Annotated in this window: 22 protein-coding genes and 1 pseudogene; 21 read left to right on the plus strand and 2 right to left on the minus strand. The window is 37.1% G+C overall.

Annotated elements, in window-relative coordinates; translation table 11 throughout:
- Positions 1-53 precede the first annotated feature (53 nt).
- From EL076_RS04400 to EL076_RS10240, 4 genes are all read left to right on the plus strand, one after another.
- Entirely contained in the window at positions 54-416 is a 363-nt protein-coding gene (locus tag EL076_RS04400) for a hypothetical protein (RefSeq protein WP_064519797.1), read from the plus strand.
- 140 nt (positions 417-556) lie between these two features.
- Positions 557-1825, plus strand: a complete 1269-nt coding sequence (locus EL076_RS04405; RefSeq protein ID WP_232009677.1) for a DUF6287 domain-containing protein — start codon at positions 557-559, stop codon at positions 1823-1825.
- Between the two features lie 493 nt (positions 1826-2318).
- A complete protein-coding gene (locus EL076_RS04410; RefSeq protein WP_126429393.1) occupies positions 2319-2702 on the plus strand; it encodes a hypothetical protein in 384 nt (127 codons plus the stop codon).
- A 25-nt stretch (positions 2703-2727) separates the two neighbouring features.
- Positions 2728-3114 carry a hypothetical protein gene (locus tag EL076_RS10240; protein ID WP_232009680.1) on the plus strand — a complete coding sequence of 129 codons (387 nt, stop codon included), beginning with the start codon at positions 2728-2730 and terminating at the stop codon, positions 3112-3114.
- A gap of 306 nt (positions 3115-3420) precedes the next feature.
- On the opposite strand, the pseudogene EL076_RS10475 reads toward EL076_RS10240, so the two are convergent.
- Positions 3421-3729 (minus strand): annotated as a pseudogene (locus EL076_RS10475) (transposase); the annotation flags it as partial.
- A 228-nt stretch (positions 3730-3957) separates the two neighbouring features.
- Positions 3958-5520: a glutamine-hydrolyzing GMP synthase gene (guaA, locus tag EL076_RS04425; RefSeq protein WP_126429397.1), complete on the minus strand. Its 1563-nt coding sequence runs from the start codon at positions 5518-5520 to the stop codon at positions 3958-3960.
- Between the two features lie 169 nt (positions 5521-5689).
- Here guaA and EL076_RS04430 point away from each other — a divergent pair, with 169 nt between their 5' ends.
- The 17 genes from EL076_RS04430 (at position 5690) to EL076_RS04510 (ending at position 21452) form a co-directional block, all read left to right on the plus strand.
- Positions 5690-6388 carry a GntR family transcriptional regulator gene (locus EL076_RS04430; protein WP_003092716.1) on the plus strand — a complete coding sequence of 233 codons (699 nt, stop codon included), beginning with the start codon at positions 5690-5692 and terminating at the stop codon, positions 6386-6388.
- Positions 6389-6453: 65 nt separating this feature from the next.
- Positions 6454-6786, plus strand: coding sequence for a putative DNA-binding protein (locus EL076_RS04435; protein ID WP_117647188.1), 333 nt, complete (start codon positions 6454-6456; stop codon positions 6784-6786).
- 32 nt (positions 6787-6818) lie between these two features.
- Entirely contained in the window at positions 6819-8381 is a 1563-nt protein-coding gene (gene ffh / locus EL076_RS04440) for a signal recognition particle protein (RefSeq protein WP_126429400.1), read from the plus strand.
- 112 nt (positions 8382-8493) lie between these two features.
- A complete protein-coding gene (locus EL076_RS04445) occupies positions 8494-9021 on the plus strand; it encodes an ECF transporter S component (protein ID WP_126429402.1) in 528 nt (175 codons plus the stop codon).
- A gap of 19 nt (positions 9022-9040) precedes the next feature.
- Positions 9041-9556 carry a transcription repressor NadR gene (locus EL076_RS04450; RefSeq protein ID WP_126429404.1) on the plus strand — a complete coding sequence of 172 codons (516 nt, stop codon included), beginning with the start codon at positions 9041-9043 and terminating at the stop codon, positions 9554-9556.
- A gap of 94 nt (positions 9557-9650) precedes the next feature.
- On the plus strand, positions 9651-10340 hold the full coding sequence (locus tag EL076_RS04455) for an XRE family transcriptional regulator (RefSeq protein ID WP_003092569.1): 690 nt from the start codon (positions 9651-9653) through the stop codon (positions 10338-10340).
- Between the two features lie 128 nt (positions 10341-10468).
- Positions 10469-11323 carry a ribosome biogenesis GTPase YlqF gene (ylqF, locus tag EL076_RS04460; protein WP_126429406.1) on the plus strand — a complete coding sequence of 285 codons (855 nt, stop codon included), beginning with the start codon at positions 10469-10471 and terminating at the stop codon, positions 11321-11323.
- Complete coding sequence (locus EL076_RS04465) at positions 11310-12080, plus strand: ribonuclease HII (protein ID WP_003097285.1); 771 nt, start codon at positions 11310-11312, stop codon at positions 12078-12080. The genes ylqF and EL076_RS04465 overlap by 14 nt, the downstream gene beginning before the upstream one ends.
- Positions 12081-12086: 6 nt before the next feature.
- Positions 12087-13007: an ROK family protein gene (locus EL076_RS04470; RefSeq protein ID WP_003097283.1), complete on the plus strand. Its 921-nt coding sequence runs from the start codon at positions 12087-12089 to the stop codon at positions 13005-13007.
- A 66-nt stretch (positions 13008-13073) separates the two neighbouring features.
- Positions 13074-13913 carry a DNA-processing protein DprA gene (dprA, locus tag EL076_RS04475; protein WP_003093081.1) on the plus strand — a complete coding sequence of 280 codons (840 nt, stop codon included), beginning with the start codon at positions 13074-13076 and terminating at the stop codon, positions 13911-13913.
- 167 nt (positions 13914-14080) lie between these two features.
- Positions 14081-16213, plus strand: a complete 2133-nt coding sequence (gene topA / locus EL076_RS04480) for a type I DNA topoisomerase (protein ID WP_003092737.1) — start codon at positions 14081-14083, stop codon at positions 16211-16213.
- 181 nt (positions 16214-16394) lie between these two features.
- Positions 16395-17072 carry an ABC transporter ATP-binding protein gene (locus EL076_RS04485; protein ID WP_003097278.1) on the plus strand — a complete coding sequence of 226 codons (678 nt, stop codon included), beginning with the start codon at positions 16395-16397 and terminating at the stop codon, positions 17070-17072.
- Between the two features lies 1 nt (position 17073).
- Positions 17074-17802 (plus strand): ABC-2 family transporter permease, encoded by a 729-nt coding sequence (locus EL076_RS04490; protein ID WP_037621492.1) that lies wholly within the window; start codon positions 17074-17076, stop codon positions 17800-17802.
- Complete coding sequence (locus tag EL076_RS04495; protein ID WP_232009682.1) at positions 17765-18436, plus strand: ABC-2 family transporter permease; 672 nt, start codon at positions 17765-17767, stop codon at positions 18434-18436. Before EL076_RS04490 ends, EL076_RS04495 begins: the two co-directional genes overlap by 38 nt.
- A gap of 129 nt (positions 18437-18565) precedes the next feature.
- The gene (locus EL076_RS04500) at positions 18566-19390 is read left to right on the plus strand and encodes a TraX family protein (protein WP_126429410.1); all 825 of its coding nucleotides are present in this window, start codon (positions 18566-18568) and stop codon (positions 19388-19390) included.
- Positions 19391-19425: 35 nt separating this feature from the next.
- Positions 19426-20085: a response regulator transcription factor gene (locus tag EL076_RS04505; RefSeq protein ID WP_003097267.1), complete on the plus strand. Its 660-nt coding sequence runs from the start codon at positions 19426-19428 to the stop codon at positions 20083-20085.
- Positions 20076-21452, plus strand: coding sequence for a sensor histidine kinase (locus tag EL076_RS04510; RefSeq protein ID WP_037621489.1), 1377 nt, complete (start codon positions 20076-20078; stop codon positions 21450-21452). Before EL076_RS04505 ends, EL076_RS04510 begins: the two co-directional genes overlap by 10 nt.
- The last annotated feature ends 19 nt before the right edge of the window (positions 21453-21471 follow it).

Below are 21471 nucleotides of genomic sequence, written 5' to 3' on the forward strand. Positions count from 1 at the left end.
AAAATTACTTCCATATTCTAGAGAAGTTGAGAATAAAAATAGGAGAATATAAAATGAAAAAAGTATTAATTATTGTTTCTGTTGTTGTAATTGCACTTGCAGGGATTGGCATTGGAGCATATTTCTTAACACGTGAAAAGTCTCCGGAGCAGCAGGTTGTGGGGACTTGGTACGATGGTGAAAATGATGTAACGATTGAGTTGAAATCAAATAAGAGCCTGAAAATTACAAAAGAAAGTGGTGAATCTAGAACAGGTACTTGGCGAATTGCGGGTGATAAAATTAAGTTTACGGCAACAAGTGGTCCCAAAGCTGAAGGTGAACTTTCAACAGGAAAGATTGAATCTATTTTCTTTGAATTCACTAACACCAATGTAAGTTATGCACTTCACGATGCCACCTATGAAAAACAATAAATAGTTATAGGACTCCTATGAAGATTCATTGTACTCTTCATAGGAGTCCTATTTTGCTGAAATAGTTTTTGCATGTGGTGGGGAATCAAATCAAAACATTTAGCGGAAATAAACATATTGAAAGAACAGGAGAATTTAATATGAAAAAATGGATACTGATATCGCTTTTAAGCCTGAGTACTTTGACCTTGGTTGCATGTGGCTCTAATCAAATGAAGCAGGTAACACAGCAATCATCTTCGTCTAGTAAGCAATCATTAAAGAAGAATAGACAGGAAGCATTTCAAACAGTCTTAGATCGATATAAATCTTATCAGAAAGCAATAAATAGTGGTGATGATAGTCGTTTATCTGAATCCTTAAAACAGGTTGAAGCTACATCTGAGGAATATATGCTCATTGATAATTTAGGGCATTCGGGAACGTCAGCTGATTTTCAATATGCGTTTGTAGACTTAGATAAAGATGGACAGGACGAGTTATTAATTGGTAAACAAGATTATATTTCTGCAATCTATTACCTAAAAAATAGTCAACCTTCATTGTTACATGTAGCCTATGTAGCTCCTGTTGGTGGGGCACGTTCATCTCTCACTGCTTATGAAAACGGTCAGGTGGTATTTGCTGCCTGGCAATCATCGAATCCGGAAGTAAACCTAACTTTATACAAAGTTGAAGCTAGTGTCCCAAATAAGGAAAAAGAAACTACGATACAAATGAATGATAAGAAGAAAATCGAAGATGAATTAGGTATCTCGTCTACGGCTTTGAATCTCAAAAACTTAAAGTGGGAATCAATTGATAAAGGTTCAACGACTTCTTCAAAAGAAAGCGCTATGAAATCTTCTAGTCAGAGTGAGGATATTAAGTCAGAAACTGGTTTTCAGGTTCGTGTGCAAATATCGGATTTGGAAATACGCAAAGAACCAAGTGCTAAATCTCAGTCTTTGGGCAAGATATCTCAAGGTATTCATACTATTGCGGAAACAACAAATGCAGAAGGTTACACTTGGGGGAAATTACAATCTGGTCAAGGATGGATTGCTCTTGATTATACGGAACGAATAGAAGGTGAGAAAAAAACTCAATCGGAATCTAGTAGTATGAACATCCAAGAAATTCAAACAGGTAATTTTTCAAGTGTTAAAGGATCTTGGAGAAATGAACAAGGAAATAGTATTACTTTTGATGCCAATGGCTTGATTCAAGTTAATGGCAAACCTGCGGGTGATGTAGTTTTTGATAAGTTCGTCGTAAAAGGAGAAAAGCTCACAGCCGTTACAAAAACATCAGAAGGTATTAGTGAGACACCAATTGTATTTACTCCGTCGGGACAAGATGGAAGAGAGTCAATTTTTTGGAGTAAAAATCATGTCAGTGATGGTACGGATGTTTATTATAGAGAGTAGAAGACTAGTCATTTTATCGAATCACAAAAAGAGTCGCTTTTCATTAGCGACTCTTTTAATATACTTCAAAAGGTAGATTATTTCTGTATAATCTTTGGGCTGTGGGTCTTTATAAAAAAATTATTTTGTTTTTTTAAATTCAACTTTTCTGACATACTATATAGTTACCAAAGTAGAGAGGCAAAAATATATATAATTACTAAAAGTAAAGTTACTTATGATTTTTAGGCTTATCACTTACAGATATAACAAGAACTTAAAATATAAGAGAGGTGACTGAACTTATATTTAAGAAGAAACTACGACTATTTTTGAGAAGTAAAAAAATTATTTTGTTTTTTTAAAATTCAACTTTTCTGACATACTTAAATTGTAAATCAGGAGGTTAACTATATGATAAATGTTCTTTTTTAGAGATTAGGCTATGAACTTGACCAATTTGATACGGAATAGTTCTGTTAATTATTGAATTAGATTAAGAAAGGTTTGACAAATGAAAACTGTAAAAAAATATATTAATAAACAAATCATGACAATAGTGGGTGATCTGATTGAGAAAAGAGAAGAGATGGATATTGTTATCAACTTCGATACTTACGAGGATGACTTCTATGTAGATTTATCTCGAGATAATCAAGAACTGTCGTTCGCTTTTGTTGATGATACATTGAGGATTGTAGTTTATCACTCTTGCCATTGTAAAAATATGTTTGAGATTAGAGAGATGGATGAGATTTTAAATTTGAATTATGCACTTGATATGTTGCTTGAATCATTTTTGTTTAATGAATGGTATGATCTTGTAGCAGATTTAACGAGTCATACGCTCTGGCAAATGGTAGAAAAGTACAAAAAAGACAAGGTGAATGATATTTGATATATGAGATGAAAGGATTAATAATATGAGAACTCCCCAAAATTACAATCAATCGGTAAATGACAAAAAAATTACGAATAAGATGATTGCAGAATGTATTTATTCTGTAAACAAGCGAGCTAAAAATTATCGTGATAAAATAAGAAAATATAAAGCCGATGGCTACAATCTGTATACAGAAAGAAACATTGAAAATGCTGAAGATGAGATGGAAAAATACTATACGATGAAAGAAGAATTGTTAACAGTGTTTGAACCATCACTAATTCATAGACAATATGTAGGAGAAGAGAAAAAACGAGTATTTAGTACTGAAAAAGACTATGATAAATTATTGCAAGAAAAAAGTAATGATATCATTTGGAAAAGTGGTTACCGTGATGAGAATTCTATAGAAGTAAAAATTTTTTGATTATAAGTTAGATAGAAAAAAATATTTATATTTTTTAGTTTATGAAATTGGGAAGTCTAGTTTCCATTTACCCATTTCGGAGCAAAAGGCTAAAAAGTATACTAAATTACAAATTAAAGAAATTGACAAAGATTTCAAGACTCATGGAGCCAATATTAAAGGATTACTTTCAACACAATTTGTAAATAAAGTCTTGAGATTACTTCAAAGTGGTGACTATACAATTGTGGAATAAGACAAAGATAATATAATAAAATAAACATACTGAGAAGGTTGAATCTCAGTATGTTTTTGTCATTCGAAAAACATTAGCTTTTGTTCAAGCTGATAACGACCACAAATCTGATCAGGAGGCCAGGAGGATTTTAAACACTCATCAACTTCCTTTTTTAACTTTGGTGTCAAACGAGACTTCCGACTTTTTTGCTTAGCCCTGTGGTTGTAGTGTTCCTGTGCTAAGGCTAGGGAATAAGCATTTTTGCATCGTTTTAACCCACTTTAAATGGTAGACTTATGGACTCCAAGTTTACTTGCAATTTGGCAAAGTTTCAAACCTAATTCTAAGTAGTTTTCTATTTTAATTCGCTCGTCTGTGGTAAATTGATGGTAGCTCATAAGTTGTCCTTTCGTAATTAGTTCGTTCAATTCTATTTTACTAGAAAAATCGTATGAGTTTTTATTGTGCACTTATATTGTATATTCAAGAGACAAAAATCCCCACCAGAAAGAAATTCTGGTGGGGTATTTGGTGGGGAACCAAATATAATTAATTAGATTTTAGCGTTTTAAAACAATTCAAAATGCTGTTAAATCAATCAAGTCACTCTAAATTAGGTTTATATTTTATTCCCACTCAACAGTTGCAGGTGGTTTACTTGTAATATCGTAGACGATACGGTTAACGTGGTCAACTTCGTTAACGATACGAACAGAAATCTTTTGAAGAACTTCCCATGGAAGTTTCGCAAAGTCAGCTGTCATGCCGTCAATTGAAGTGATAGCACGGATAGCGATAGTGTAGTCATAAGTACGGCCATCACCCATAACACCGACAGAGCGAACGCCTGTGTTAACAGTGAAGTATTGCCATACATCACGATCAAGACCAGCTTTGGCAATTTCTTCGCGAAGGATAGCATCAGACTCACGAACAGTTTCAAGTTTCTCTTCAGTGATTTCACCCATAACACGGATGGCAAGTCCTGGTCCTGGGAAAGGTTGACGCCAAACGACTTCATCAGGCATTCCCATCTCAGTACCAAGGGCACGGACTTCATCTTTAAAGAGGGTGTTAAGTGGTTCAATCAATTCAAACTGCATGTCTTCTGGAAGACCACCAACGTTGTGGTGAGATTTGATTGTTTGAGCTGTCTCAGTACCGGATTCAATAATATCAGTGTAGAGTGTTCCTTGAGCCAGGAAGTCTACACCTTTAAGTTTGCTTGCTTCGTCATCAAAGACGTAAACAAACTCGTTACCGATGATTTTACGTTTTTTCTCAGGATCATCAACACCAGCCAAGAGGTCTAGGAAGCGTTTAGAAGCATCAACACGGATAATGTTAAGGCCAAATTTACCTCCAAGCATCTCCATAACTTGGTCACCTTCACCTTTACGGAGAAGACCGTGGTCAACGAAGATACATGTCAATTGATCTCCGATAGCTTTTTGCAAAAGGACACCAACAACAGATGAATCAACCCCACCTGAGAGCCCAAGAAGGACTTTACGGTCACCAACTGTTTCACGGATTTGTGCAATTTGCATATCTACGAAGTTAGCCATTGACCAGTCACCTTTGGCACCACAGATGCCAAAAGCAAAGTTTTTCAAGATATCATTACCATACACAGAGTGACGAACTTCTGGATGGAATTGGATACCATAGAAGTTTTTCTCAGTATCTTCCATCGCAGCGAATGGGCAATCCACTGAGTCACCAACAAGATGGAAACCTTCTGGAATTTCTGTAACAGCATCACCGTGGCTCATCAGAACAACTTGTTCTTCAGGAGTTCCAGCAAAGATCTCTGACTGGGCACGAAGGCGAAGTGTTGATTGGCCATACTCACGGTTACCTGCTTCACCAGCAGGAACAACTTTACCACCGAGTTTGTGGGTCAAAAGTTGCATTCCGTAACAGATACCAAGAATTGGGATACCAAGCTCGAAAATTTCTTCGTCAATACCGAAAGCATCCTCGGCATAAACAGAGTTAGGACCACCTGAAAGTACGATACCGATAGGATTTATGGCACGGACTTCATCAGCAGTAATTTTATGGCTCTTCAATTCAGAGAAAACGCCAAATTCACGAATACGACGTGCAATCAGCTGATTGTATTGGCTACCATAGTCTAGAACAATGATTTTCTGCACATCATTCAAAGTAGAAATGTCAGTCATTATTACCCTTTCTTTTTACGTCACACATGGACTCTTTCTTATGCAATCATTGTATCACAAATTTATGGACTTAGCACCTAGATTTATACGAGAAACTGTAAGTCCCTTACTTATCTTTACAATTATGTCACTTTTTTTTGTAAAATAGGAAAAAAGGAGGGGGGATTTGATGTTACCAGCGTATATTCGGATACATGATAAGATAAAGGAAGATGTTGATGATGGTGCTTGGAAAATCGGGCAACGTCTTCCTAGCGAGCGAGATCTTTGCGAGACTTTTGATGTGAGTCGGATGACTGTGCGCCAGGCGATAACACTTTTAGTGGATGAGGGAATTTTAGAACGCAAACCAGGAAGTGGAACCTTTGTGGCTAGCAGTCGAGTTAAGGAAAAGATGCGTGGAACTACGAGTTTTACTGAGATTGTCAAATCCCAAGGCAAGAAGCCGTCTAGTGAGCTTATTTCGTATCAACGTCTACATCCAAATGAGTTCGAAATCAAGAATTTAGGTGTCTTGCCACAGTCCCATGTCATTCGTATGGAACGTGTTCGTTTTGCCGATGACATTCCGGTTGCCTATGAAATTGCCAGTATCCCTGAGAAAATTATCCGAGGTTTTAAGGAATCAGATATTACCGAACATTTCTTCAAGACACTGACCGATAATGGCTATGAAATAGGAAAAAGTCAGCAGACCATATCAGCAAGTTCGGCCAATAGTAGTCTAGCCAAGCACCTTAAGGTTAAGACCGGTGATGCTCTCTTGAGTCTGATACAAATTTCCTTCCTCCAAGATGGACAGGCTTTCGAATATGTAAGAAGTTACTATGTTGGCGACCGTTTTGAATTTTATTTGGAGAACAATTAGAAGTCACTGCTTTTTTCTGCATAAGAATGGTGCTAACACCATGATTTTATGGTAAAATGAAGCTTATGGAAATTGAAAAAACCAATCGCATGAATGCCCTGTTTGAGTTCTATGCAGCCTTGTTAACAGATAAACAGATGAACTATATTGAGCTATATTATGCGGATGATTATAGTTTGGCAGAAATTGCCGAGGAATTTGGTGTGAGTCGTCAGGCCGTATATGATAACATCAAGCGTACTGAGAAGATTTTAGAAGCTTACGAGATGAAATTACATATGTATTCAGATTACATCGTTCGTAGCCAAATTTTTGATGATATCATGGAAAAATACGCAGACGATAGCTATCTCCAGGAACAAATTGCTGTGCTTAGTAGCATTGATAATAGAGATTAGATTCAAGCAGAAAGTAAGAGAGGAAATGATATATGGCTTTTGAAAGCTTAACGGAACGCTTGCAAGGCGTTTTCAAAAATTTAAGACGTAAAGGAAAACTTTCAGAGAAAGAAGTTCAAGAAGTCACTAAAGAGATTCGTTTGGCACTTCTTGAAGCAGACGTAGCTCTACCAGTTGTTAAGACATTTATCAAACGTGTTCGTGAACGCGCTGTAGGTCACGAAATCATTGATACTCTTGATGCTTCACAACAAATCATTAAGATTGTTAATGAAGAATTGACAGAAATTCTTGGGTCTGAAACATCTGAGATTGAGAAATCTCCAAAGATTCCAACAATCATTATGATGGTTGGTCTTCAAGGGGCTGGTAAAACGACCTTTGCTGGTAAATTGGCGAATAAGCTGATTAAAGAACAAGAAGCCCGTCCAATGATGATTGCGGCGGACATCTATCGTCCAGCTGCCATTGACCAATTGAAGACTTTGGGACAACAAATCAATATTCCTGTTTTTGATATGGGTACAGAGACACCGGCGGTTGAGATTGTCAAAAATGGTTTGGAACAAGCGCGTGCAAATAAAAATGACTATGTCTTGATTGATACGGCTGGTCGTTTGCAGATTGACGAGACTCTCATGCAAGAGTTGCGTGATATCAAAGATTTTGCTCATCCAAACGAGATTCTCTTGGTTGTAGATAGCATGATTGGTCAGGAAGCTGCCAACGTTGCCAAGGAGTTCAATGAACAACTAGATATCACAGGTGTCGTTCTTACTAAAATTGATGGTGATACACGTGGTGGTGCAGCTCTTTCTATTCGTGAGATCACTGGTAAGCCGATTAAATTTACAGGTACTGGTGAGAAAATTACGGATATCGAGACTTTCCACCCTGACCGTATGTCAAGCCGTATCTTAGGTATGGGTGACCTTCTTACCCTTATTGAAAAAGCTTCTCAAGAATACGATGAGAAAAAATCTCTTGAGTTGGCTGAAAAGATGCGTGAAAATACCTTTGATTTCAATGACTTCATCGACCAATTAGACCAAGTGCAAAATATGGGTCCTATGGAGGATTTGCTTAAGATGTTGCCAGGTATGGCTAACAATCCTGCCTTGGCTAATGTTAAAGTAGATGAGAAACAGATTGCGCGCAAACGTGCCATTGTGTCATCAATGACACCAGAAGAGCGTGAAAATCCTGATCTCTTGACACCAAGCCGTCGTCGCCGTATTGCCAATGGTTCGGGAAATACCTTCATCGAAGTAAACAAGTTTATTAAAGATTTCAATCAAGCCAAACAAATGATGCAAGGCGTTATGTCTGGCGACATGGAACAAATGATGCGTCAAATGGGTCTTAACCCAAATAATCTGCCAAAAAACATGCCAAATATGCCTGATATGGGTAATATGGACATGTCTGCTCTTGAAGGCATGATGGGTGGCGCTGGTATGCCAGATCTAGGGAATATGGATCTAAGCCAAATGCTTGGTGGTGGTCTTAAAGGTAAAGTTGGTTCATTTGCCATGAAACATGCGATGAAGCGGCAAGCTAACAAGTTGAAGAAAGCTAAGAAAAAACGTAAATAAGAAACTTAGAACGCTAGGGCATTTTGCGCTAGTGTTTTTTTCTGAAAAATATTGACTTATATAACTATACACTGTAACATACTAATGTATATACAGTAAAAAGGAGTAAATTATGAAACCTAAAAAGAGAATTCAAGAAATGACCTTTGCAGCTTTATTAACTGCAATTGCTATCCTTATCCCAAGTATCATGCCAATTAAACTGATCATCCCACCGGCTTCGTATACTTTGGGGAGCCATGTTCCAATATTTCTAGCTATGTTTATATCTCCCTGGGTAACTGCTTTTGTTATCTTAGCTTCTAGTTTGGGATACTTTATGGCTGGCTATCCGATTGTGGTTGTTTTTAGAGCCTTTTCTCATATTATATTTGGTTTTTTAGGCGCACTCTATTTGAAAAAATTTCCACAAACGATAGAAAATCATAAATCATCATTGCTTTTTAACTTTGTTTTAGGGCTTATCCATGCTATAGGTGAAGTTCTTGCTTGTGTGATTTTTTATTCAGTAACAGGAGAGGATTTCCAAAAACTGTTCTATGTTCTCTTTGTTTTAGTTGGTTTTGGCACTATTGTCCATAGTATGATAGACTATGTTATAGCATTATCAATTTTCAAAAGTATTCGAAAAATACGCTAGTTGAAAGAGGGGGGTGTCTATGGCTTCAAATCGAAAAGAAGAATTATTGGCACTCTTAAAGGGAGCTAAAGAGGCAATAAATGGACAGAGTCTGGCGGAGCATTTTGGTGTGACACGTCAAATCATTGTTCAAGATATTGCACTTTTACGTGCAGATGGTGCCCAGATTATTTCAACTAATAGGGGATATATCTATAAAAGTAGCGATGACAATTCTTATGTACGTAGGCTGTTTAAGGTGAATCATAAAGTATCTGATATGGAAGATGAGCTTTTGGCTATTGTTGATAATGGCGGCCGTATTCAAAATATCATGATAGATCATCCAGTCTATGGAGAAATTCAGACTTTGTTGAAATTGTCTTGTCGTCGAGATGTTAGTCATTTTTTAGATCAATCATCGTCAAATGACTTTCACCCCTTATCTGATTTAACAAATGGAATTCATTACCATCTTGTCGAAGCAGATAGTGAGCAGGATATGGCTTATATAGAAGAGGCACTAAACCATCTAGGATTTTTAGTTAAAGAATAATACAAAAGAGAATTGTAAAAGTAGTTAGTTTCACTTGAAGTTAACTGCTTTTTTTGATAAACTTGTGTTAGTTTATTAACTTACGGAGGTAGCCATGTTTTCAGGACAAAGACTTAAGGAAATTCGAGAAGCACAAGGGATGAGTCAGGCAGCAGTGGCTAAGCATCTAGGAATTTCTCGCTCCTCTTATTTTAATTGGGAAAATGGTAAGACGAAACCAAATCAAAAGAACCTATCGATTTTGGCTGAACTTTTTGGCGTAGCTGAGACCTATTTTCTTTCTGAACATGAGATTGTAGAAGTTTACTTGGAACTAAATGAGGAAAATCGTCAGGAAGCTTTGCGACTTACTAAGGCTCTCCTAGAAGAGCAAGAAGCAGAAAAGCAGAAAGCACCTGTTATTTCGCTTTACTCTTACAAAGTTTTCGAGCGTTTATCAGCCGGAACTGGTTACACTTACTTTGGTGATGGCAACTATGATGAAGTTTTCTATGATGAAGAATTAGATCATGATTTTGCATCGTGGGTATTTGGAGACTCTATGGAACCTACCTACCTAAATGGTGAAGTAGTGCTAATCAAACAAACAGGTTTTGATTATGATGGAGCTGTTTATGCTGTAGACTGGGACGGTCAAACCTATATCAAAAAAGTTTATCGCGAGGAAGATGGACTACGATTAGTTTCTCTCAATAAACGTTATGGTGATAAGTTCGCACCCTATGACGAAGATCCCCGAATCATTGGTAAAATTGTCGGTAACTTTATGCCTGTTGAGGCTTAGTCAACTTTTATCGATTGGGCATCTTAAACTAAATCTGATATAATATAAGTAAAGTGAAGCCAAGTCTTTGGCTTTTTTTAAAGAGTTTAAATCATATTTTACTAAGAAAATAAAGAGGAGAGATATACATGGCTACTATTCAATGGTTTCCTGGTCACATGTCCAAAGCCCGTCGACAAGTTCAGGAAAATCTTAAGCATGTTGATTTTGTAACAATTTTAGTGGATGCACGTTTGCCACTGTCAAGTCAAAATCCCATGCTGACTAAAATTGTTGGTGATAAACCAAAACTTTTAATTCTTAATAAGGCTGACCTTGCTGATAGTAATCGTACAAAAGAGTGGCGTAGCTATTTTGAGACTCAAGGGATTAAAACCTTGGCCATTAATTCCAAGGAACAATCTACAGTTAAATTGGTGACAGACGCTGCTAAGAGTCTTATGGCTGACAAGATTCAACGATTACGTGAACGTGGTATTCAGAAAGAGACCTTGAGAACCATGATTATTGGGATTCCAAATGCTGGGAAATCTACCTTGATGAATCGTTTGGCTGGTAAAAAAATTGCCGTTGTAGGAAATAAACCTGGTGTGACAAAAGGTCAACAGTGGTTGAAGTCTAATAAGGACTTGGAAATCCTTGATACTCCGGGAATTTTGTGGCCTAAGTTTGAAGATGAGTTGGTCGGCTTGAAGCTTGCTTTGACTGGAGCCATCAAGGACCAGCTCTTGCCAATGGATGAAGTTACGATTTTTGGACTTAACTATTTTAAAACTTACTATCCTGAACGTTTAGAGGAACGCTTTAAAGGTATTGACATTGAGGAAGAGGCACCAGAAATCATAATGGAAATGACTCGAAAACTTGGCTTCCGTGAAGATTATGACCGTTTCTATAATCTATTTGTCAAAGAAGTTCGTGATGGAAAACTAGGTCGTTACACACTTGATATTGTTGGGGTCGATACTGATGGCGACAATTAAAGAAGTCAAGGAGCAATTGGCCACTTTGACAGATCTTGACGATTACCGATGGGCAAGTTTTGAGGATGATAGTCGAGCTGGTGTGCAGACTGCCATTAAGCAACGACGTAAAGCTATCCTAGCTGAGATTGCTGAGGAAGAACGCTTAGAGATGATGCTCAGTTACGAAAAAGTACTTTATGCTCAGGGAGTTGAACTCATTGCAGGTGTTGATGAAGTTGGACGTGGCCCTTTGGCTGGGCCGGTGGTAGCTGCAGCGGTTATCTTACCAAAGTTTTGCAAAATAAAAGGTCTCAATGACAGTAAAAAAATTCCCAAATCAAAACATGAAGCCATTTATAAGCAGGTGATGAAGGAAGCAGTTGCTGTTGGGGTTGGTATTAAGGACAACCATGTGATTGACGATGTCAATATTTATGAAGCAACCAAGCTTGCTATGGCTGAAGCTATTGAAAAACTTAGTCCCAAACCTGAACATTTGTTAATTGATGCCATGACTTTGGACCTACCAATAGGACAAACATCAATTATAAAAGGGGATGCTAATTCTTTATCTATTGCGGCAGCTTCCATCGTAGCGAAGGTAACCCGTGATAAGATGATGGCTGACTATGATCAGGAGTTTCCTGGTTACGCATTTGCCAAAAATGCAGGCTATGGTACCAAGGATCATCTGTCTGGCCTAGATAACTTTGGTGTTACACCAATTCATAGAAGAAGCTTCGAACCAATAAAGTCAATAATAAAAAGTAGGTGAAGTGGCGTGATTTTAGCTATTGATATCGGAGGAACCTTTATCAAGTTTGGGTTAGTTGATGATGATTTTAAGATTAGCAATCAATCTAAAGTTCCAACACCACCAACGTTAGACAACTTTTGGTTGACTTTAGAGCATATTGTCTCGTCTCACAAGGATATTATTTCTGGGATTGCCATTGCGTGCCCAGGAGAAATAAATAGTAAACGTGGTTTCATTTTCAAGGGCGGTCTTATCCCTTATTTAACGGCTATCCCACTTGGGTCACGATTGACTAAAACATTTCAACTGCCTGTAAAGGTTATCAATGATGCTGATGCGGCGGCTTTGGCTGAAGCCAGATATGGAAGTCTACAAGAGTTAGATTGTGGGGCTGCCTTGGTTTTAGGTACGGGTGTTGGTTTAGGACTTGTCTCACAGGAGGACTTGCTATCACCTCTGTCAGTTACCCAATATCTGCGAGCTCCAAGTCCCCAAAGCATGAGTCAAACCTCTCTGCCCTTCCAGTGGGAATTGTTTATGCATGGCTTAGTAAGTCTTGTCGATAACAAGGGGTCTGCAGTAGGCTTTATTCATGAAGCCAGTGAGTTACTTGGGTTAAATCAAGACGATGGTCCAACAGTATTCTCAGCGATAGAGGAAAATCAATCGGAAGATCTAAATCTTTTATTTAAAAACTATTGTCATGAAATTGCTGTTCTTGTACTAAATTTGCAGAGCTTCTTTAGGCTGGAGAAAGTTGTTATCGGTGGTGGTATCAGTAGGCAAGATACTTTAATTGAAGGAATATGCGATGCCTATGAGGAGTTATTTAATGATAAGTCTGAATTAGGTTTTGAGCCTATAACTCTTCAAGCCTGTCATTTCCATAACGATAGTAACCTATTAGGGGCGGCGTCTTATTTTGCCTCTGAAAATGATTTATAATCAAGGAAAGTTCCATAATGGAGCTTTTTTCTTTTCTGTTGCGAATAAAGAAAAGGAGGTATCTATATGAATAATTTTGAACTTTTTAAACTTAAAGCCGCTGGGTTGACGAATTTGAATATCTTAAATATTTTGGACTATCAAAAGACTAAAGATAGAAAATTGAGTTTACGTGATATGGCAGTGGTATCCAAGTCTAAAAATGCAGTACTCTTTATGGAAAAGTATAAGAGTTTAGATATTAAGCAACTCAAAGAACAGTTTGAACGTTTTCCTACGTTATCGATTTTTGATAAAGAATATCCCATTGAGCTGAAGCACACCTATAATCCTCCTGTTCTCCTTTATTATCAGGGAAATCTTGATTTACTGATTAAACCAAAGCTAGCTGTTGTTGGGGCAAGAAATTGTTCTGAAACAGGCAAGCAGTCTGTTCGAAAAATTGTTAGTGAACTTGGTAATCAGTTTACTATTGTGAGTGGATTGGCGCGTGGAATTGATACTTGTGCGCATATGGAGTCCTTGAAAAATAAGGGAAACACTATTGCAGTTATCGGGACAGGACTTGATGTTTATTATCCTAAAGAAAATAAAGCTTTGCAGGACTATATGGCTAAAAACCATTTAGTTCTTACAGAATATGGACCGGGGGAACAGCCTCTCAAGTACCATTTTCCTGAACGAAATCGGATTATTTCTGGATTGTGTCAAGGAGTTATGGTCGTAGAAGCTAAGCTTCGCTCGGGAAGCCTGATTACTTGTGAGCGTGCCATGGAAGAAGGTAGAGATGTTTTTGCTATTCCAGGAAATATTTTAGATGGAAAGTCAGACGGATGCCATCACTTGATTCAGGAGGGTGCAAAGTGCATCACGACAGGGTTTGACATTCTTTCAGAGTTTTCTTGAAAATCAAAGTTCTCCTATAGAGATAAAGTTTTTTATTGACAGTTAAAGAAAAGGAAGGTATCATGTTAGTTGCTTGGTTCAAGATGTTTCATTTTTTAATGTCTTGTGACTAGATTTTAGACAGATTAGTGGCGCAGCCAGTTTATAATATTACAAGGAAATAGTCTATGGCGACAGCAACGAAAACTAAAACAACAAAGAAAACGACAGCCAAAAAGGCGACTAAAAAGAGGGCGACACCAAAGAAAAATTTGGTCATCGTGGAGTCTCCTGCCAAAGCAAAAACTATTGAAAAGTACCTTGGGCGCAATTATAAAGTTGTAGCCTCTGTTGGGCATATCCGTGATTTGAAAAAATCAAGTATGTCTATTGATTTTGAAAACAACTACGAACCTCAGTACATTAATATTCGAGGTAAAGGACCTCTTATCAATGAATTGAAGAAAGAGGCTAAAAAAGCTAAGCAAGTCTTTCTCGCAAGTGACCCGGACCGTGAAGGGGAAGCCATTTCATGGCATTTGTCACATATTCTTGGTTTAGAGCCAGAGGAAAAAAATCGTGTCGTCTTTAACGAAATTACTAAAGATGCAGTGAAGAATGCCTTTGTGGAGCCACGCGCCATTGACATGGACTTGGTAGATGCGCAGCAAGCTCGTCGTGTCTTGGACCGTATTGTGGGTTACTCCATTTCACCTCTTCTTTGGAAGAAGGTTAAGAAAGGTCTTTCTGCAGGTCGGGTGCAATCGGTAGCTCTTAAGCTTATTATTGACCGTGAGAATGAAATTAAGGCCTTTAAACCAGAAGAATATTGGACAATTGATGGTTCCTTTAAGAAGGGTACTAAGAAATTTCAGGCTAGTTTCTATGGCTTGGATGGTAAAAAGCTTAAGCTCAACAATAATGACGATGTTCAAGCCGTTCTGTCTCGTATCACAAGTGATGATTTTAATGTAGATAAGGTAGAGAAAAAAGAACGCCGTCGTAATGCACCATTGCCATATACAACCTCATCTCTCCAACAGGATGCTGCTAATAAGATTAACTTCCGTACACGTAAGACCATGATGGTTGCCCAACAGTTGTATGAAGGGATTAATCTGGGTTCAGGAGCTCAAGGTTTGATTACCTATATGCGTACGGACTCAACACGTATCAGTCCGGTTGCTCAAAACCAGGCTGCTGAATTTATTACAGAACGCTTTGGTTCTAAGTATTCAAAACACGGTAGCAAGGTGAAAAATAGTTCGGGAGCACAAGATGCTCATGAGGCTATCCGTCCGTCAAATGTTTTCCAAACACCAGAAAGTATCGCTAAGTATTTGGATAAGGATCAGCTTAAGCTCTATACTCTTATCTGGAATCGTTTTGTAGCGAGTCAAATGACAGCAGCAGTATTTGATACGATGAAGGTGACCTTGTCTCAAAACGGAGTCATTTTCACAGCAAATGGTAGCCAAATCAAGTTTGACGGTTATATGGCCGTTTACAACGACTCTGATAAAAATAAAATGCTTCCTGATATGGCTGAAGGTGATACGGTTAAGAAGGTTGTGACAACGCCTGAACAACACTTTACGCAACCACCTGCACGCTATTCTGAAGCGACATTGATTAAGACTTTGGAAGAAAATGGCGTTGGTCGTCCGTCAACATATGCGCCAACGCTTGATGTTATCCAACGTCGCTACTATGTCAAATTGGTGGCTAAACGTTTTGAACCAACTGAACTTGGTGAAATTGTTAATAGCCTAATCGTAGAGTTCTTCCCAGACATCGTGGATGTTAAATTCACTGCCGAGATGGAAGGTAAACTCGATAAAGTTGAAATCGGTAAGGAACAATGGCAGAAGGTTATTGATGAATTCTTCAAACCTTTCCAAAAAGAATTGGAAAAAGCTGAAGAAGGTATTGAAAAAATCCAAATCAAGGATGAGCCTGCTGGTTTTGATTGTGATCTCTGTGGTCACCCAATGGTCATCAAACTTGGTCGCTACGGTAAGTTCTACGCATGTAGTAATTTTCCAGACTGTCATAACACCAAGGCCATTACTAAAGAAATTGGCGTTACTTGTCCAACCTGTGGTCAAGGTCAGGTCATCGAACGTAAGACAAAACGTAATCGTGTCTTTTATGGTTGTGACCGCTATCCTGACTGTGAATTTACGTCGTGGGATATCCCTGTTGGACGTAACTGTCCTAAATCAGGCGATTACCTCGTCGAGAAGAAAGTACGTGGTGGTGGCAAACAAGTCATCTGTAGTAACGAAGAGTGTGACTACAAAGAATCTGTTGTTAAATAAAGACATAGCTATCTCAAGTTAAGACTTGGGATAGTTTTTTGTCTTTTATCCAAAAAACTGATACTTTCCTTAAATTTGTTTTTTATACTAAGGATGAAAAGAAAGGAGAGTAAGTGGTTTTTGATATTAGTAAGATATAAGATTATATTGAAAAAACACTTATTCTGAAAGAGGTGCATCAATGCAAATAACTGTTAAACAACTTTCAAAATCATACAAAGATAAGACTATTTTAGACAATGTCACATTTACTATTGAATCTGGAACAGTTTGTGGTCTCTTAGGGGTTAATGGTGCTGGTAAGTCGACACTGATGAAAATACTTTTTGGTTTGCTTCCCAAAAGTAGTGGAGAAATTCAATTCGATGGCATATCAAAAGGCAAACAATCATTAGGTGCATTAATCGAAGCACCTGCTATTTATCACAACCTTTCGGCTTTTGATAATTTAAAAACAAAAGCGTTACTATATGATATTCCTGATTCAAAGATTATTAAAACCTTAGAAATAATTGGTCTTTCAAATACTAGAAAGAAAAAGGCCGGTAAATTTTCATTAGGTATGAAGCAACGATTAGGAATTGGCATGGCTATTTTAACTGATCCCCAATTTTTAATTCTCGATGAGCCTACTAATGGACTTGATCCTGATGGTATAAAAGAACTGCTAGACCTTATTCGTTCTTTGAAGGCAAAAGGGATGACGATTCTGATTTCTAGCCATCAACTTTTAGAAATAAGTAAGGTGGCCGATCATATTCTTATTCTCGACAAAGGTAAAATACAATATGATGGTGAAAATAAAAATGTAGATAGTCTTGAGAGACTCTTCTTTAAAATTGTTCATGGGGGGTACTGATATGCAAAAGATATTCTATTCGGAATTGCTCAAATTACGACATTTAGGAACGACTAAATTCTTAATAATCATACCGTTTTTAACCGTTCTTATAGCCTTTTTAATGGGAGGATTGCAGATTTTTGTTCCCTTTTCAGTCTATTGGTGGGAAGCTATCTTTTTATATCTAGTGAATGGTCTATTGTTCATAGTTGATAGACGTTTAGAAGGTCAGGCGGGGCATTTTCAAAATGTTACAAACAGGAGTTTCGCTTGGAAAATTTCTCTGATGAAAATGGTGCTTATAGGAATGAGAACGTTCATTTCTAGTTTATTCTTACTAGTTTTCCTCAGTCTCGTTGCATTTATTTATGCAGGTTTTATTCCAATAAATATTCCTAAAACAGCTATTTCATTAATCTTAATTTGGATGACAACTTTATGGAATATTCCTTTTCTTTATCTGATGTCTAAATACATTAGTCATTTCATCCTATTAGCACTTAACACACTGACTTGTCTTTTAATAGCACCATTTATTGCTCAAAGTTCACTCTGGTTCGTCTTGCCCTATACCTATCACTATAAAATAGCTCAATTTATATTAAACCTTAAACCATCAGGGGATATTATTGTAAATCAAAATCAATACAGCATTTCGCAAGTGTTACTTACGATGATACTATCAATAGCAGTGACATCACTTTTATCTTATGTCCTGCAAGGGAGACAATCAAATGCTAAGGTGTGAGTTACTTAAATTAAAGAATACTATTAGTCTCTATCTTATTGTCAGTTTTTCGTTACTAGAGATTCTTTTAATCCCCCTTTATGTAAGTTTCGTTCCTAATGGTTTTTCCCTAACAAATTTAGCCATATTATCTTTTTTATGCTATCCACTATTAACAGTATTTTTATCAATTTTAGGGATTGAACAGGAAAAACACTCTAATCAATATCAAGAAATATCGAGTTATCCTAAAAAAAGACGTTTATGGTTGGCTAAACTTTTAATAGCAGACCTAATCCTTAGCCTACCTTCTTTATTGAGTTGGATTAGTATAAATCTACTCTTAAAACATAGCCTCGATGGATTTGTAGTAAGCCTATCAAGTTGGATGCTAATTATCTTTCTCAATCATTTTCATTACTTAACACAAGTGAGTCTGAACAGTGCCAGTAATATTATTATCTCTATGGTTGAAATTATTTTTATTATTTTTGCTAGTAATAAAGTTTTCTTGTCTATTCATTGGCTTCCTATTGCATTTCCTATTAACAGCATTCTCATAGGTGATTGGCGTCAACTCACTACCTTGCCTTTATGGATAGTTGGGGTGACTATGTTATTTATTTGTTCCATAGATTTCAAAACAAAAAGATAATATAAGAAATAACATGGATAGTATATTAGTCTTCAGTGATTATCCTAAAATAATATTAATTGTTTGTCTGAAAAGTAAACTATATTAGTTAATTTTTTATACTAAGGATGAAAAGAAAGGAGAGTTATTATGAAACGTTTAAGTTTATCAGGTTCCCAACTCAAATATATAGCCCTAATTACTATGGTATTCGACCATATTCATTATTTTTTTGATTATACAGGGGAAATCCCCATTTGGTTTGCTATGATTGGGAGATTAGCGGCTCCCTTGTTCCTTTTTTGTGTGATTGAGGGTTTTATTCATACCCATAACCGGAAGAAATACTTCCTAAAGATTTATGCTTTAGCAATTGTGATGGGATTGATTCAATTTGGATTCTATAATTTTCTACATCCTCTAGTTAGACCGGATGGTTTCTTTCCACAAAATATGATGCTGTCGTCATTCGCAATTTTGCTCGTTGCTCTTCAAGGTATTGCTTGGATTCAAGAAAAGAAATACCTTAAAGGACTCCCAACCTTACTTTTCCCATTATTGCTTCCATGGTTAATGGTACCTTTTTATCTGCTAAGTATGAACAAACCTACGTTATTTTTTCTACTAAAATTTCTCAATTTTACAGTGATACCAGTTCATACATTTATCAGTGACGGAGGAACGTGGTTACTTTTGACTGGTATCGCTATGTATCTTTGTCATAAGAATCTTAAGAAAGAAGTGCTTGCTTTTGTGAGTGTTAGTCTTGTTTGGGTACTAATGGTGATTGTTCTAAGCAGACCTTCTTTTCACGATTTAATGTTCAAATACTTTGAATGGATGGAAATATTTTCGGCTCCTTTAATGCTTTGCTATAACGGTGAGAGAGGGAAAGGGTCAAAATATTTGTTCTACATCTTTTATCCAAGTCATATTTATCTACTTTACGCCTTGTCAGTTGTCTTCTATAGATGATATGATAAAGGTAATTTTGTACGAAAGGAAAGGTTATGGCTCAAATACTTGTTATTGATGATCAAGAAGATATTGTGAAATTGGTTGTAAAGGCTTTAGAGCTTCAAAATCATAAGGTGACGGGGCTTACAAGTGTTTTAGATTTGGATAAGAACTCGTTGCCACGCTTTGACTTGATTTTACTGGATATCATGATGCCTGATGTTGATGGTTTCCAGTTTTGTCATGAGATTCGTGATCAGGTGGATTGTCCTATACTCTTTATTACAGCCAAAACGCAAGAGGTTGATATTGTCCAAGGCTTGACTTATGGTGCTGATGATTATATTTGTAAGCCATTTGGGGTTAAAGAACTGCAAGCGCGTGTGGCTGCTCACTTGAGACGTGAACATCGTGAGCGTCACCATAAGCTTTCACTTGGGGATTTTCAGTTTGATTTGTCGGCTCAGGAGCTTTATGTTGAGAATCAGTTGTTAGATTTGACTAAATCGGAGTACGGTATTTGTCAATTTTTGGCTGAAAATAAGGGTCAAGTCTTTTCAAAAGAACAAATCTACACGCATTTGTACGGCTATGAGGATAAAGGAAGTCCAACAGCAGTGGCTGAACATATTAAAAATATCCGTGCAAAGCTCAAAGATGTTGGGCAAAATCCTATTGAAACAGTCTGGGGGATTGGTTACAAGTGGCACTAATAAAAAAACGAGAATACTCTCTAAGAACAATCTTGTTATCTTATGTCGTTAGCCTGACGATCCTCTCGGCAATCAGCGGTCTTCTTATTTTGTATTTGTTCAGTTTGTCTTATCGTTTTGGAGTTGTGATTCCAGCAAATCAAGTTGAGAGTGATTTGTCTGCTGTGAGAAGTGATATTGAAACTTCTAAGGTCTTTAATCCCGAGATTTTACCTGATGGTACGAGTTATGTCTTTTTAACTAGAGATTTTAAGCTTAAAAAGTCTAACATGCCTGTTAACTTGCAAGAAGAATCCTTACTAAATTACCAATTCAAGAATGCTCACGGTGGGATATACGGCTATTTTCAGTCTTTTGAACGGTCAGATGGTATAGTCATTGTCAACTATCAATTATCACCTAGGTATCATAATGCGTGGATGAATCAGCATTTTCCAAATGCTGATATATTGATGATTGGCTCAATGATTGTATTCATTCTCCTCATATTTATTATTTTAACTTTTTACTATGCAAATAAATTAAGCCAGCAGCTTAAACCTATATTAAAAGTTACTGAAAAAATTTCCCAACAAGACTTGGATTTTAAAACCACTCAGTCTACAATTAAGGAGTTCAATCAGGTTTTAAGTGGTTTGGATCATATGCGAGTAGCACTTCGTGAATCTTTGATGGAAAATTGGAGGGCTGAGCAAGATAAGCAAAATCAAATTTCTGCCTTAACTCATGACCTAAAGACGCCCCTTACAGTTTCCCGTGGCAATGCGGAACTTTTAGCCATGACACCCTTAAATGCAGACCAAATGGACTTATTAAAACATTTTCAAAAGGGAATTGCACAGGTTGATGCTTACGTTAAAGAATTGTCAGAACTCAACAAAATGAGTTTGAAGAAAACCCTGTCGCTTGAAGACATTTCGGTTAGGGAATTTGTTGAAGATATTTTCGATCAAACCTTGTCACTAGCTCAAATCAAACAAATCAATGTAGCATTTGACAAGAAAGAAATCGAGAAAGAAAGCATAGGCAATTGGGATAAGTCCTTGTTGAATCGAGCTATTATGAATATTGTTTCAAATGCCGTAGAGCATACACCCAGTGGCAGTCATTTGCTCCTAACCGCTAGGGTAGAAGAAGATGAATTCAAGTTTATATGCCTTGATTCTGGTCCTGGATTTTCCCTTGAATCACTTGAAAAGGCCACTCAGCTCTTTTATCAAGAGGATAAAAGCAGACAGAGCCGCAGTCATAGTGGCCTTGGTCTGACTATTGCCAATGATATTATTCGCTTACACCATGGTAGTCTTTCTCTATCAAATGACAATGGCACGGGTGGTGCTAAAGTGACTATCATTTTACCTCTTTAAATACAGATGACTCCTAGTC

The sequence above is a fragment of the Streptococcus vestibularis genome, assembly GCF_900636445.1.
Taxonomy (GTDB): domain Bacteria; phylum Bacillota; class Bacilli; order Lactobacillales; family Streptococcaceae; genus Streptococcus; species Streptococcus vestibularis.